Here is a 15,320-nt window from a genome sequence, read left to right on the forward strand (position 1 = left end):
TAACCGAGATGTAACTTTGCTTCTTTATAATTAGAACCATAACAGAAAGGAAGTGTTATGGTTGCTTACAATTAATAACTTAGTCAAACATCGCGGAACTGGGAAAATCTTATCAGGTATCAGTTTTAAAGCTAGACCTGGCAGAGTAACTGGTTTTTTAGGTCCAAATGGAGCAGGAAAAAGCTCTACACTTCGCATCCTGCTTGGATTAGATCGTGCTACCTCAGGGAGTGCACTAATCAATGGAAAACCATTCGCAGAATTACATAATCCTCTAGCAACAGTAGGTGCCGCGCTTGATGGATTTGGAGCTCATCGTATGCGAACAGGACGGGCACACTTGCGTTGGATTGCCCGTGCCGCAGGTTTGTCTAACTCACGTGTCGAGGAAGTTCTGGAAATAGTAGGTCTTACTAATGCAGCCGGAAAAAGAGTTGGGAAGTATTCTCTTGGTATGGGAAGGAGACTTGGAATAGCAGCTGCGCTACTCGGTGATCCAAAAATATTGATTTTAGATGAACCCGTAAATGGGCTCGACCCAGAAGGAATTCGGTGGATCCGGACATTTTTACGTGAACGTGCTGAGTCTGGAAATACGGTGTTATTATCCAGTCATCTAATGGGAGAGCTTGCAGAGACGGTTGATGATGTGGTGATTATTAAGCACGGAAGCATCGTTGCAGATGGAACATTGGAAGAAGTAATAGGTAACTATTCCACCCTGGAGGAAGCTTTTTTTGCCCTGACATCTGAAAATGCAGGTGAAGTTGTATGAGAGCATTCAACGCGGAACTATCTAAATTGTTCTCCCTGCCAGGCATTTGGCTAGCCTTGCTTATTGGAGTGTTTGCCCCAGCGCTTATTGCTGCCTTAGACAGCATAGCCCAAAAAGAGGAGATTATAGCTGGAGTTAGCACGCGGCTATCGGAAGTTGGCTATATCGGGTTAGCTTTTGGTGTGCAAGGCGTTATTATTCTTGGTGTGCTTGCTGTCAGCAGTGAGTATTTAACAGAGAGCAGTGAATCTGGTGGAGGACAACAGATTACAACGAGTTTAACTGTTGTTTCATCCCGAATTCATTTTTTGCTGGCAAAAGCAGGCGCTGTGACTGTGATCAGCATACTACTTTGTATTGTTGCTATTATGACAACTGTGTCTGCAACACATCTTATTCTTGGTGAATATGCCCCTGCCTTTGAATGGTCCAGACTTACCGGTGCCATTTGTTACTGGACATTCACTGCTCTTTTAGCACTTGGAATTACTTTGCTAACTAAGAATGGCATCCTCCCGCTTGCTGTGCTCATAATAAATTCATCCGTTGTATCATTTAGTGTCCTGTTGTATAGGGTTACAAAGTTGGCGTTTTACTTACCAGATAGGGCTGGCGCTGAAATGTTTATGTTTACGGACAACATGTCCACAGGCAGTTTATTCGACAGGTTTCACACCCCCTTCACAGGCGGTTTAGTCATGTTTGCCTGGGTAGTCGTTGTTTTCATTGTTGCAGCTATTGTGTTCCATAGGAGGGACGTTGCAGCATGAGTGTCTCATCTAGTAGAAAGATAACACAAATCCTGGGTGCTGAACTGGATAAATTAGTTACATTACCATTGATAGGGCTCACTCTTATGGTTACATTCATTCTTAATTTAGGTTTAGCCGCAGCTTTTACTTCTGTTGATCTACAAGAGGCAGCAGGAACGCAAAATATACTGAATACAGGACTTTCTTCTATGGGATATCTACAAGCAGGGTTCATTATTCTTGGTATCTTAGCTACTTGTTCAGAGTATACAGGGGGACAGATTCGAACTACTTTAACTACGATACCTTGGCGAGGGTTTCAATTATCCACGAAGTATTTGGCCTTGACCATTATAACCATTCCTGCGTCGTCTATTACTACTGCATCAGGTGTACTATATACCTTTATCATGATGAAAGACACAGCAGTAGTGATTGAAATAGACGAAATGATAAAATCATTAGCAGGTGCAACAGGCTATCTAACTTTAACCACCCTTCTCAGTGCAGCTGTAGGTGCATTATTAAGACGAACTACTCCTTCTTTAGTGGTATTGCTTGGTTATTATTTTATTGTCAGTCCATTGTCGAAAGATTTTGTACACCGTATTATAAATTATTTTCCGGATACTGCAGGTTATTATATGTATATGCCGCCTTCCTCTGATGGAATAAATGATCTTACACCCATGGAAGGGACATCTACTTCCCTGTTATGGACACTGATCTTTATTACAGCAGCCATTGTATTTTACCGTAAACGAGATGCCTAACTCTGAACTAGCTGATATGATCATTTAACTAGATCAATATGCAACAAACATTAATGTTTGAATAAAAGATGTTTTTGAGCAATTCAATAAATAAGTATTTCATCTAAGAACGGACACCAATATGAGTGTCCGTTTATTTTATAAATCAATAGAATAGTCTGGATTAATGACATAGTCTAGGATTTTAATAATAAAAAATAAATGTACAAATATCGCAAAGGTGAAAGTTCTGCTCACTTTTTTTCTGGACTGATCAGTTCAGATATGTTATATTTCAATGACGGGAGGTGTTACTTATCGCTAGGACAAAAGAATTTAACAAAGATCAAGCGCTGCATCAAGCCATGCTGTTGTTTTGGAAAAAAGGATACGAAGCAGCTAGCATACCGGATTTACTAGAAGTGATGGGAATTAGCCGATCCAGCCTTTACGATACGTTTTCCGACAAGCAAACCTTGTATACAGATGCCCTTGAGCATTATAAAAAGGGGAATTTCAATAAGCAGGCTATTCTTGAACAGGCATCAAGCGTAAGAGATGGAATTCTTCAATTTTTTGAGTATCATATTGCTTCAGCATACGATACCAGCCTGCCGGGCGGATGTTTTGTTACGAATGTAGCTACAACATTGGAGTCGCAAGATGAAAAAATTAATGAGTTGATAAAGACTAGTTTTTTGGAATTAGAGCAAGCTTTTTGTGACCTTTTAGAAAAGGGCCAGCAACGGGGAGAAATTGATAAAGCGACTGATATCAAAGTGTTATCTTATTTGTTGCTGAATTTACATCAAAGCATAAATATAATGGCCAAAGCAGATCAGCATCCGGAACGTGCAAAAGAGATGATTAGCTTTGTAATTGCAGGAATCTAATTTTTTTTAATTATTCCGGAACGATCGTTCCGTTATCGTGTTTCCCATATTATGAAGGTGATAATTGAAAAGTATATGTTAGACTATATTTTTTTGATTATTTTGGAACGATCATTCCGTTATTGATAAATCCATCACAATAAGGAGAGGTGTCTAATGAAAGTATCGTTTATTGGGCTTGGAAATATGGGGTTCCCAATGGCCCAAAATCTATTGAAAGCGGGTTATGAATTAGTCATCTTTAATCGGACCCCTGAAAAAGTTGAACCCTTAATGAAAAAGGGAGCACGATATGCCAAAACACCGCTAGAGGCAGTGAAAGAAAGCAATCTTGTAATTACCATGCTTTCTGATGATGCTGCTTTGAAGGAGGTCGTCGAGGGACCGAATGGTGTATTGAATGGATTATCGGAAAATGGAATTCACATCTCTGCCAGTACAATCAGCGTAGATCTGGCTCGAAAATTATCCGTCTCGCATGCGGAGCGAAAGCAACACTTTGTGTCTGCCACGGTGATGGGGCGCCCAGATGCCGCTAAAGAAGCTAAATTGCGTATTATTTTAGCTGGTCCGGAACAAGCAAGACAACGGGTACTTCCCGTTTTAACAGCAATGGGTCAAGAGATAGTAGAGATTGGGGATCACGGCGAAGAAGGGAACGTTGTAAAAATTGGCGTTAACTTTCTAATTGCTTCAATGCTGGAAGCTTTGTCGGAAGTGCAGCTAATGGTAGAAAAGCACGGTATTGATCCGTCCCAATTTATGAATGTTGTAAATGCTCTTTTTCAGTCTCCAATATATCAGAATTATGGAGCGATCATGAGCGAACAGCGCTTTGAACCAGCCGGTTTTAAAATGAAGCTTGGGTTAAAAGATGTTGCATTGGCTATTGAGGCAGCGAAGTCCGTTCAAACTCCTCTACCTTTAGGTCAGCTTATCCACCATCACTTGTCTGAAGGAATTGCCAATGGTTATGGTGAGTTGGATTGGACGGCTTTAATCCGTTGTCTTGAGCATTCTTCTTAAGAAATTGGGTTGTCACCGATGATGTCGGGCAAATTGCAAGAGAAAATATAAGGAGAGATTAACTATGGAAATAGGTGTTACTTCGTTCATAGAAACAAAGCCAGATACTGAGACCGGAGTTGTGATGAGTCACGCACAGCGATTACGTGAAGTCGTCGAAGAAATCGTCCTTGCGGATCAGGTAGGACTAGATGTGTTTGGCATAGGTGAACATCATCGTGAAGATTATGCAGCTTCATCACCAGCAGTGGTGTTATCTGCTGCGGCCCCCCTAACAAAGCGGATTCGATTGACGAGTGCTGTAACGGTCCTTTCATCAGCTGATCCTGTCCGTGTGTTTCAGGATTTTGCCACGCTGGACGGCTTATCCAATGGACGTGCGGAGATTATAGCGGGCCGGGGTTCCTTTGTTGAATCCTTTCCGCTTTTTGGTTATGACCTGCATGACTATGAGGATTTATTTAATGAAAACATTGAGCTGCTTCTGAAAATACGGGAATCTGAGAAAGTAACATGGAGTGGAGGACATCGATCAGCGATAAATAATCTGGGTGTATACCCGCGCCCTGTTCAGCACTCTTTACCCGTATGGATTGGTAGCGGTGGTACTCAGGAGTCTGCCGTACGTGCAGGACTTCTGGGTCTGCCATTAGTCCTGGCGATTATCGGTGGAAACCCAACCAATTTTGCGCCGCTTGTACAACTGTATAAAAAGGCGGCAGCTCATGCCGGACATGATGTTTCGCGGCTTCAGGTAGGTTCACATTCCATCGGATTTGTTGCAGAAGATACGGAACAGGCGGCAGAACTCTTTTTTCCATCTACCCAGTACGGTATGAATAAGCTCGGTAAAGAACGGGGGTGGGCGTACTATGATCGTTCCAGCTATGATGCTGCCCGACGCTTTGATGGTGCGTTGTATGTAGGGGATCCGGAAACAGTCGCCCAAAAAATTATCCATCTGCGTAAGCATGTAGGGATTACACGATTCATGATGTATGTTCCCTTAAGTACGATGCCGCATGAGTTGGTTATGCGGGCTATAGAACTGCTCGGTACAGAGGTTGCGCCGCGAGTACGAGAGGAAATTGCCAAGTGGGAAGCTCAAATGGGATAAGGATTATCTATGAATAAAACGTAAACGAACAAATTCATTATTTTATTTGGAGGGATTATCATGAGTTATGAAACACGTATACTACCAGAATTAAGAGAGGTTTATTCACAATTTCCTGGGTTTGAATTGGAGAAGAATTTAGAGTGGAGCAGGAGCTTAGTGTCAGCTGCATCCGTGAAAGGATCAGAGCATGTAAACACAACCAGTCGCAAAATCCCGAGGGATGGAGGCGAGATGCTGGTGAAAATTTATGAACCTGCCGGGCGAACGAATGACTTGTTACCTGCCATGCTATGGATTCACGGGGGCGGATACGTGTTAGGACATCCGGATATGGACGACGAATTATGCGAACGCTTTGTTCAGACAGCTGAATGTATTGTCGTATCGGTTGATTATAGGCTTGCTCCCGAGCACCCTTATCCGGCGGCGATCGAAGATTGTTATGCTGGATTGGTATGGATGACGGAGGAGGCAGCGTTGCTTGGCATTGATGTGAATCGGGTTGCAATTGCCGGTGCTAGCGGTGGCGGCGGACTGACAGCAGCACTCGCGCTAATGGCGCGTGATAAAGGAGGACCGTCTCTTATTTTCCAAATGCCATTATACCCGATGCTTGACAACCGTAACATCACACCGTCCAGTCATGAGATTACGGAAGCAGGCGCAATCTGGAACCGAACAGACAACATAGCAGCTTGGAACATGTACCTGGGCGAGGAGAGCGATGTCAGAGGGAAATCTACTTATGCAGTACCCTCGAGAGCGGAGAACTTGGCAGGTTTGCCGCCAGCCTATACTTGTATAGGTCAGCTCGATCTATTCCGAGACGAGACAATGGAGTATGTGGCACGACTTGCACAAGCAGGTGTAGATGTTGAATTCCACCTGTATCCCGGTTGTTATCACCTTTTCGAAATTTTCGCGCCAGAAACAGAAGTGAGTCAGCGCGCTGTTCAGGGCTATATGGAAGCGATGGCCCGGGCACTTCACCCTAACTAATTACTGGGACTAAAGTAAACTGCGAATACACAGAAAAAGTTGATTGGTTATTTAAGTAGAAACACGTAATTATTCGGGAAAGATTCATAAAAAAGATGAGGTTGTTGATTTTAAAAACAGCCTCATCTTTTGTTATATATTATTGATTTTAAAAAAGGCTTAGATTACTATCGTATTGTTCATTGGAAGCTTATTTTTTCAATTTTTATTTAGATGATGCAAAACAGTTTAAATATTGATAGGGTAGGCTTATATATTTGCAGCAGCTTGATCCAAATTATATCTAGTGATAAGGAGAATACAACATGTGGGATAAAATTAAGGGTGGGCTTTACGGCTTATTGATTGGAGATGCTCTTGGTGTCCCCTATGAATTCAGATCAGCGGAGCAGCTCCCACCTCTTGAGCAGATTGAGTTTACTCCTCCTGTGGGCTTTCAGCCCACCTACCGAGATGTCCCTGCCGGCACCTGGTCGGATGATGGTGCGCAGGCACTATGTCTGCTTGAGAGTCTGATCGATAAAGGTACACTGGAGCTAACTGATTTTGCAGACAAATTGGTCGATTGGTATCATGAAGGTAGATGGGCAGTAGCCCAACAAGTTTTTGATATTGGGATACAAACCAGTCGTACGCTGACTACTTATTACCATGGAATGTCCCCTTACGAGAGTGGCAATACGGTTCCTGATGGGAAAGGGAATGGAGCGCTGATGCGCGTGCTACCACTTGCCTTGTGGCACAAAGGAACAGATGAGCAGCTCGTTCAAAACGCACATACTCAATGCCTTGTAACTCATGGACATATCTGTAATCAGGTATGTTGTGCCTTGTATGTGTTAATTGCATGTGAACTGTTGCAAAAGCAAGACTTCAATCTGTGCTACCAAACTGCTCTTAGCAAGCTTCGAAAGATCTACCAGCAGATGCCTGAGCATGAACGGGAGCTCGAAGAGAACATTCAGCCTGATAAAGTATTCTATGGCGAAGGATCTGGTTATGTCGTGGATTCCTTGTTCAGTGCGTGTATGATCCTCCAAACCTGCACTTCCTACGAAGATGCCGTCAAACGAGCAGTTGCCTTAGGCAACGACACGGATACAACGGCCTGTATCACAGGCGGTCTTGCCGGAATCCGATATGGCTATGAGCATATCCCTCAGCGCTGGATCAACCAGCTGCGAGAGACAGATCTGGTTGATCAGCTGCTTCTCCGTCTTCAATCAGCATGAGGAGTACAAGGTTCTATTAGCATTAACTATGAGGAGGAGTGGGAATGAACGCAGCAGTACAGAGGTTTTTAGACGATGTGTGGAGTGAGATGATAACCATATACAATAAAGAGACTATAAGAATAAATGAATTCATAGGAAATCGTCGGCTCCAGGCAGGGATAAAGGATTATCTTCAGGTAGCTTGGCGTGACGGAAAAATACATATTGATGTTGAAGAACCGTTTGATTGGACAGACAGCTCTTATGAAATCGAAGCAGGTCCTTATATCGCCGAACTCACGGAGGAATTAATTAGATCTGAACTTTACCCGGCATTATGCAAGAGAGTGGAGGAGCTTTTTTTATCAGAGAAGCTAGGTCCTCGTTTTTTTGATTACCGATTCCAGATCGTACTTTCCTTTGAAATGGAGGACGAAGACTTAACGCTTTGCGTGCATCTGGTAAACGAAGAGAAGCTGAACGAACTCCGCCAATCATTACAGAAGTTTATAACATCCAAAATCATGTCTGATCTTCCGGTATTGCCGAGTGTTGATGACCAGTATTTCTTTTCTCATCACTTGATGAATCCTGATCTTATGAAGCAAGAAGAAAATGCGGTTGGCCCATTAATAGAGCGTTTGTCCGACAAGCTCAGAAGTAATAGGGGTCGCTTAGACGAGTGGACTGGCCAGTATACTTTGGCTATGGATAATTGGATTCAGAACGTTTTTCTTCCATGCTATTTTGTGCGTACAGGCAGCTTTAGAATGGATTGGATACCTAAAGAGGATACGCCGCTTATGGATCCGAATGCAGATCAACTTTCCTTTTTTGTATATGCCGCTCTGCAAATTGGAAAAACGAAACCGGACATCCGGGAACAATATTTGAAACTTGCTGTCCAGCTTGGTTCAAAACGCGCAGCGGAGTATATCCAGGGGGGAAGCGGGAAATTCGCTCCAGTATATAAAGGGACCCGTGTTGAAGTTGATAATAATGATGTAACGCAGAGCATTGAAGTCCGGATTTTGAACGAGGAGGAAGCAGCTTATGGAGAAGCATTGGATCACATTACTGAATTGCTGCAGCAGGGATTCCCGAAGGAATATAACCTGAAGCTGAAAAGCAAACAAAAGAACTATCTTCCTCTAAAAAAAATGGCTAAATCAGGTCTTCATCAGTTTTTTGCTGGTGCACTGGCATATCCGTCTCTTTTTCCTAAGCTGGCTGCGTATGCGAATATCGCTATGGAGCCCTATGCGTGGTACAAGGACACGGAACCGGGTGAAAAGTCGGTCATGCCTGGTACATATGCTGCACTCGGATTAGGATTATATAGCAAGGAATATTTCTCACTCATCTCTCGTTATATGGAGATGGTAGATACGGAACACCAAATGATACAGGATGGTTATGCGGAGACCTTTATTGATGCGCACGGCGTGGAGGCTGAGCTTATGCCAGTCCTAGTTGACATTCTGCTAGCAGGAAATGAGGAAGCAAGAGCTGTCAAAAACTTCGTGATCGATCGGGTCGAGCTAGCAGAAGCGCTGCTACAAGAGCTGTCACCTAAAGAAATATATGAACAAGAGCAGGTTCTATACCGGATATTCGGAAGCCGTGCAAAGCTGGAAAAATCCGTGAAGTCAGAGCAGACGGAACTTGAGCTTAGAGTTATTCTATCGGAGCTGCTGACTCTTATAAGTTGATGACGATATATAAATATTGAATTCCCTATTGGTGCGTTAGTTGAACAAGATTAGAGGAAATCCCTTTTATTAGGGGTTTCTTTTTATTTTTACACATTTAAAGTTAGTTCTGTTGAGAAGCCTTCCGGACTTCCAATCGCATACCTTACTGGCGGCGATTTCAATTATACCTGTCTGTGGAAATAGGAAGAATTTGCTTGCCCTTCGCAGAATTTTCTGTTATTTTTGATAGTAACAATATGTTATTAACAAAACGATACTAAGTAGAACTAATTTTATTCGCTCTATGAATGAGTGGAATAAGCGGAGGGATGCAAGATGAAAAAGGTGGCAGCTAACTGGAATCTGTTCGAAATTACATGGTTGGTACTGTTTACCTCAATTGCTGTTGGGTTTACAGTGATTACAAAGGACTCTTTATTCGGATTCACGGTATTTATTACTGGGGTGTTATGCGTGGTGCTTGCAGCGAAGGGCAACCTGATGAGCTATGTTTTCGGCATGTACAATACCATCGGTTATGCTTATTTGGCCTATATGAACGGTTTGTTTGGAGAGGTAATGCTGAATCTGCTATTCTTTGTTCCAATGAATGTTATTGGCTTCTACATGTGGAAAAATAATCGCCAAAAAGACGGTAGACTGACCATGCGGCAGATGGATCTTAGAAGTCTGCTCCTCGTTGGGATGGTCAGTGTAATCGGCTGTTTGCTGCTAGGATTTGGGCTTTCGTTCATTCCGGGACAGAATTCGCCTTACATCGATGCTACTACGACGGTGCTGTCTGTTGTGGCGACCTTCTTAATGGTTAGAAGATTCAAGGAACAATGGCTGGTCTATATCGTGCTAAATCTCTTTACGGTGCTGTTGTGGGCGATTCGTATGCTGGAGGGCAGCGGGGAAGGCCTGCTGATGATCGTGATGTGGAGCGCGTATCTGGTCAACGCAGTTTACGGGTACTATATTTGGAATAAAGGGGCGAAGGAGGTGGCGGCATGAGCACGCTTGGACTAACACTGGGAAAGTTTGCCCCGCTGCATAAAGGCCATCAGTTCATGATTGAAACGGCGCTACAAGAGGTCGATGAATTGATCCTGGTCATTTACGAAACGACAGTCACTCCGATCCCGCTTCATGTCCGGGCAAATTGGATTCGCAGGCTCTATCCGGAAGTCCGGGTAATCGAAGCTTGGGATGGTCCGGATGGGTATTCGGATGACAGGGAGCATGAGGTTCGGGAAGAACAGTATATACTCGGTTTGCTGGACGGAGAGCAAGTAACGCATTTTTACTCGAGCGAATTCTACGGCAAACATATGAGTCTCGCTTTGGGAGCGATAGACCGGCGGGTGGATGAAGCCCGAGAGCGGGTTCCGATCTCAGCGACGATGGTCCGTGCCAATCCATATAAGTACAAGGAGTTCGTAAGTGATATCGTATACCGGGATTTGATCACAAAAGTGGTGTTCGTCGGAGCGATGTCGACGGGGAAGTCGACGATCACCGAAGCACTTGCACAGCGGTATTGCACAACGTTCGTAAGCGAATACGGACGTGATTATTGGACCGAACATCAGGTGGACCGCCGAATCGGCTTGGAAGCGTTCGATGAAATCGCGGTGGGTCATATCGAGCGCGAAGAACAGGCATTGCTTGCGGCGAACCGGGTTCTGTTCGTCGATACCAATGCGATCACGACGTATATGTTCGCGCTGGATTACCACGGCCGGGCCCCCAAACTGTTAACCCGCATCGCTCTGGAGAACGCGCAACGTTATGATCTGTTCTTCCTATGCGCTGACGATATTCCTTACGACGATACGTGGGACCGCAGCGGGGATCAGAAACGGCATGTCTTTCATAAACAGATTATCGCGGATTTGAAGGAGCGGCGGATCCCCTATATTACGCTGCGGGGGAGCCTGGAGGAACGTATACGCAAGGTAGATGAAGTGTTGGCAAAGTTCGAGCCCTACGGAAACTATTACGGAGAGCTAAACGGTTAAATCAAATATAAAGGAGGCATACCCACTTGGATTTGATAGATAAGGATGGACTTACCGAATCTGAATTTTTGAAGCAATACAAGGCAGGCGATTACGAGCGTCCTTCAGTGACAACGGATATGGTTATCTTCACTGTGACGGAAGACGAGGCTGACAGTTATCGCAAACTACCGGAAAAAGAGCTACGCGTCCTTTTAATTCGCCGGGGGGCTCACCCCTTCCTGGGCAAATGGGCGCTGCCTGGCGGTTTTGTCCGGCCGAATGAGACGACTGAGCAGGCAGCAGTAAGGGAACTATGCGAGGAAACCGGCGTGGAAGATGTTTATCTGGAGCAGCTGTATACGTTCAGTGATATCGGGCGCGACCCACGAACCTGGGTAATAAGCTGCAGCTATATGGCTCTGATTAACAGCGACAAGTTGGAGTTAAAGGCAGGAGATGATGCAGCAGACGCCGCCTGGTTCAAGGTATCCTATCGGCCGCTGCGGGAGCAAAAAGAATTGATTGTGGACGGATACATCAAGACGCTGGAGTACGAACTCAAACTAAGCAGTGAAAAAGAAGAACTTTCGGCAGTCGTGGCGAGGACTATGACAGCGAAGACTACATCAACTGGCACGGATTATGAGATCGTATCGAATGACGGATTGGCCTTCGACCATGCGAAGATCATAGCATGCGCTATTGATCGGTTACGGGGAAAAGTGAATTATACCGATATCGCACTGCACTTGATGCCGAAGCTTTTTACATTGACGGAACTGCAGCAGGTTTATGAGGTAATTATGGATAAAGAGCTGTTGAAGGCGGCCTTCCGGCGTAAAGTAGCCGATCTTGTAGTGGAGACCGATCATTATACCGAAAATGCGGGGCATAGACCATCCCGCTTATATCGGAGAAATTTGGAGGGTTAACGATGATTTACAATATTGATGAGTTAAGACAAGCATATAACGAAGGAAAAAAGTTCAAATTCTTATTTTTTTGGGGACATACACCGCCTAAGGACGGGAGCGTCGATAAAAGCTGCTTCAGCCAATGGTGGATGTGCCCGTTCACGGTAGAGGGAACGCAGTACTCCTGCGCCGAGCAGTTTATGATGGCTGAGAAGGCAAGGTTGTTCGGCGATGACGAAATGCTGGAGTCCATCCTTAAAGCTAAGCATCCAAAGGAAATGAAGGCTTTTGGACGTGCGGTCCAAAACTTTGACAAAGATATTTGGGATAAGGACTGTTACGGCATCGTCAAAAGAGCCAGCTTGGCCAAATTTTCGCAGAATCCGAAGCTCAATGATTATCTTAACTCGACGAAGAACCGCATCCTCGTCGAGGCTAGCCCGCGGGACCGTATTTGGGGGATCGGCATGGGCCAGTCCAATCCGGATGCGGAGAATCCCATGAAATGGAGGGGCAGAAATCTGCTGGGGTTCGCACTGACGGAAGCGCGGGACGAATTGCTGCGGAGTTAGATTTATACTAGATTAAATTAATGAACATGAGGAAATCAATGACAGGATGAGGGATGACCGTGAAATATACCGATTATATCTGCCTGAAAACAGGAAGATATCAATCTGTAGGAAAGTTTGGCGACAATATTTATGCATATGAGATCCTAACCGGGGTAACTGACTCCCCGGAGTACTATCAAATTTCTATGGCGGAATTCGATTCGTTTGAAACCTGGAGCCAAGAGTCCATTTCGGATCTTAAAAAAATGTATGAAATCATTAACCGCCCCGTTATCTGCAGCGGCTACTTAGGGAGAGCGGAGCTTGATACTTCACTGCTTCGTGATATTTAGCTGTAAATTATATCTTCTACTGAGATTATAGAAACGATTCTTCAGTCAGAGGACAAGAACATAGTCTGACTGGAAGCCGCGCTGTGCGCGGTTTTTTTTATCGGTACAAGTTCTTGTCTTTTACTCAGGGCAAGAACTTGTCCTCAATGTCACTTAATGATGATATACTTACCTCATGAATTATGATATTGATAATCAATATCAATTGATAGGTGAGATATAAATTGCAAAAGGTGAGATGAGGGAGCGCAGATAGATGCAAGACGAAGCAGCAGCAAGCCAGGTTTTTACACCGGAGATGATCGATACGATGGCCCACATTTGGACACGTTCGATCATTACATTAATAGATGTGCGTTTTCAGAATGTAGCGTCCCAATACCCGTTGGAGCAATATAAAATGCCTAGTAGCATGTTTATCTATGCATGTGGAGGAGAAGCGCAAATTCAACTGAATGAAACCACATTTGGAATGGAGCGCTTTGGTTTAGTTCACGGAGGGAAGGGGAGCCTACTCAGTATTTCGCCTAAAGGGGAGAATGTAAAGACCTTTATGGTGTTTTACAAAGCAGAATTACCTCTTTTTTTCAAGAGACACCTGCAGCAATTACTGGAGGAAGTAAATCCATTTGTTCAACAGTATGGTTATACACCAAGTAACCCTATCTTGCTACTCGATTGGTTTCAACAGATGATGAATGGCTGGAACCGCGGCAAGGCGATGGATCAGCTGCAGGCCAAAAGTTTTCTATATCAATTGATACATGGGGTGTACAGAGATTTTGAGAGTGGGGAGATTCGGTATCTCCAGCCAGATCCAGCCTGTTCTGCCAAGATATATCTCGATAAACATTACATGCGACCGATTATGTTCCAAGAAATTGCTGATATGTTTGGGATCAGTGGCGGGCAATTGACGCGGCTGTTCAAAAAGAAAGAAGGCATGAGCTTACAGGAGTACCTCATTCAGAGAAGGATTGAAGCTGCCTGCCATGACTTGAAACATACAGAAGCAACCATTAAAGAGATCGCAACAGGATCTGGTTTTGCAGATGAGAAAAATCTGTTTCGGATGTTTAAGAAGTATTACAAGATGACACCAAGTGATTATCGGAAAATAAACGCACTATCTATGCAGGTTGATGGTATTGATAATGATTCTCATTTTCTTTACTATGAGAGGGAACTAGCGGGTCTAGTCCAGTCTTATAGAGAAGGGGAATCAACCATGTTTGGAAAAGTAAGAAGTAAAGAAATGATCTTGGCGGCGACGATGAGCTTGATGCTGTTATTGTCGGCATGTGCATCGGGAACGCCATCGAATAACGGGGGAACGGTGAATTCAAACCCTGCGCAGACACAACAGACGACGCAACCGGAAGTATCGGAGACGAATGCTTCAGAAGCAGTCTCACAGACGAGAACGATATCCACAGTAAAGGGTGACGTTAAGGTACCGAACAACCCTCAGCGTGTTGTAGTCGATTATTTGGTTGGTGATGTGGTGGCCCTAGGTGTAACTCCTTTAGGGGTGGCGAGAGCGGCAAGGGACGGGAAAGAGGCTGTTTTTGCTAACCAGATTACAGACTCTATTAAAATAGCTATGGAACCGGAAGATGTCATGACTCTTGAGCCTGATCTGATCATTTTAGCATGGGGCGATGAAAATTATGAAGATTTATCCAAAATTGCCCCGACAATTTATGTCCCTTATGGTGATATGACTACAGAAGAGCGGATACATTTTATTGGTGATGTTTTGAACAAGCAGGAAGAGGCTAAGGCTGTTCTGAGTGCTTATACCGGAAAAATCGAAGAAGCGAAGCTAGCCCTTCAGAATGCAGGTCTATCAGACGTGACAATTACTATGGGGGAATTCAGTGATAAAAGTAACTACATCGCAGGAGCCAAGCATGCGGTTGGCGAGCTTGTTTATAATGAACTTAAAATGAAGGCACCTTCAAAAGTTCAAACTGATATTATTGACGCAGATAAATATTGGGGAGATATCTCTATGGAGGTCTTGGCTGCTTACATAGGGGATTATCTAATCGCTATAGGGGATACGGAAGTTCCTACTGATAATGCGGTCTGGAAATCACTACCTGCTGTGCAACATAATCGGATCATATCGGTGGGTACATCGCTATCTTGGTCCACGGATATAATGACCTCCAGTGCATTAATTGATCATATTGTAAATCATTTGCTGGCAATGGCTAAATAAGGATTTTGACGAGGTTAAAAGAAGTACTCCAATTTGCAAAT

15 protein-coding genes are annotated in these 15,320 nt (G+C 44.2%); all 15 read left to right on the forward strand.

Annotation, left to right across the window (positions count from 1 at the left end; translation table 11 throughout):
* The first annotated feature begins 52 nt into the window (after positions 1-52).
* Entirely contained in the window at positions 53-775 is a 723-nt protein-coding gene (locus tag MKZ09_RS18210) for an ABC transporter ATP-binding protein (protein ID WP_341041153.1), read from the forward strand.
* Entirely contained in the window at positions 772-1,545 is a 774-nt protein-coding gene (locus MKZ09_RS18215) for an ABC transporter permease (RefSeq protein WP_076201182.1), read from the forward strand. Before MKZ09_RS18210 ends, MKZ09_RS18215 begins: the two co-directional genes overlap by 4 nt.
* Entirely contained in the window at positions 1,542-2,300 is a 759-nt protein-coding gene (locus tag MKZ09_RS18220) for an ABC transporter permease (protein ID WP_076201179.1), read from the forward strand. The genes MKZ09_RS18215 and MKZ09_RS18220 overlap by 4 nt, the downstream gene beginning before the upstream one ends.
* A 287-nt stretch (positions 2,301-2,587) precedes the next feature.
* Entirely contained in the window at positions 2,588-3,172 is a 585-nt protein-coding gene (locus MKZ09_RS18225; protein WP_256719128.1) for a TetR/AcrR family transcriptional regulator, read from the forward strand.
* Between the two features lie 156 nt (positions 3,173-3,328).
* The gene (locus MKZ09_RS18230; RefSeq protein ID WP_076201176.1) at positions 3,329-4,198 is read left to right on the forward strand and encodes an NAD(P)-dependent oxidoreductase; all 870 of its coding nucleotides are present in this window, start codon (positions 3,329-3,331) and stop codon (positions 4,196-4,198) included.
* Between the two features lie 64 nt (positions 4,199-4,262).
* Positions 4,263-5,315: an LLM class flavin-dependent oxidoreductase gene (locus tag MKZ09_RS18235; protein ID WP_036677037.1), complete on the forward strand. Its 1,053-nt coding sequence runs from the start codon at positions 4,263-4,265 to the stop codon at positions 5,313-5,315.
* Positions 5,316-5,375: 60 nt separating this feature from the next.
* Entirely contained in the window at positions 5,376-6,317 is a 942-nt protein-coding gene (locus tag MKZ09_RS18240; protein WP_076201173.1) for an alpha/beta hydrolase, read from the forward strand.
* 305 nt (positions 6,318-6,622) lie between these two features.
* On the forward strand, positions 6,623-7,549 hold the full coding sequence (locus MKZ09_RS18245; protein ID WP_076201171.1) for an ADP-ribosylglycohydrolase family protein: 927 nt from the start codon (positions 6,623-6,625) through the stop codon (positions 7,547-7,549).
* A gap of 44 nt (positions 7,550-7,593) precedes the next feature.
* Complete coding sequence (locus MKZ09_RS18250; RefSeq protein ID WP_076201170.1) at positions 7,594-9,243, forward strand: DUF6138 family protein; 1,650 nt, start codon at positions 7,594-7,596, stop codon at positions 9,241-9,243.
* Between the two features lie 318 nt (positions 9,244-9,561).
* Positions 9,562-10,242 carry a nicotinamide riboside transporter PnuC gene (gene pnuC / locus MKZ09_RS18255; protein ID WP_076133051.1) on the forward strand — a complete coding sequence of 227 codons (681 nt, stop codon included), beginning with the start codon at positions 9,562-9,564 and terminating at the stop codon, positions 10,240-10,242.
* Positions 10,239-11,249 carry an AAA family ATPase gene (locus MKZ09_RS18260; RefSeq protein ID WP_076133050.1) on the forward strand — a complete coding sequence of 337 codons (1,011 nt, stop codon included), beginning with the start codon at positions 10,239-10,241 and terminating at the stop codon, positions 11,247-11,249. The genes pnuC and MKZ09_RS18260 overlap by 4 nt, the downstream gene beginning before the upstream one ends.
* Before the next feature lie 26 nt (positions 11,250-11,275).
* Complete coding sequence (locus MKZ09_RS18265) at positions 11,276-12,163, forward strand: NUDIX domain-containing protein (RefSeq protein ID WP_076201169.1); 888 nt, start codon at positions 11,276-11,278, stop codon at positions 12,161-12,163.
* 2 nt (positions 12,164-12,165) lie between these two features.
* Entirely contained in the window at positions 12,166-12,717 is a 552-nt protein-coding gene (locus MKZ09_RS18270; RefSeq protein ID WP_076201168.1) for an NADAR family protein, read from the forward strand.
* A 59-nt stretch (positions 12,718-12,776) separates the two neighbouring features.
* The gene (locus tag MKZ09_RS18275) at positions 12,777-13,052 is read left to right on the forward strand and encodes a hypothetical protein (RefSeq protein ID WP_143767275.1); all 276 of its coding nucleotides are present in this window, start codon (positions 12,777-12,779) and stop codon (positions 13,050-13,052) included.
* A 256-nt stretch (positions 13,053-13,308) separates the two neighbouring features.
* A complete protein-coding gene (locus MKZ09_RS18280; RefSeq protein WP_076133043.1) occupies positions 13,309-15,279 on the forward strand; it encodes an AraC family transcriptional regulator in 1,971 nt (656 codons plus the stop codon).
* The last annotated feature ends 41 nt before the right edge of the window (positions 15,280-15,320 follow it).

Origin of the sequence: Paenibacillus sp. FSL R5-0908, from assembly GCF_038006245.1 — a bacterium.
Taxonomy (GTDB): Bacteria; Bacillota; Bacilli; order Paenibacillales; family Paenibacillaceae; genus Paenibacillus_AQ; species Paenibacillus_AQ odorifer.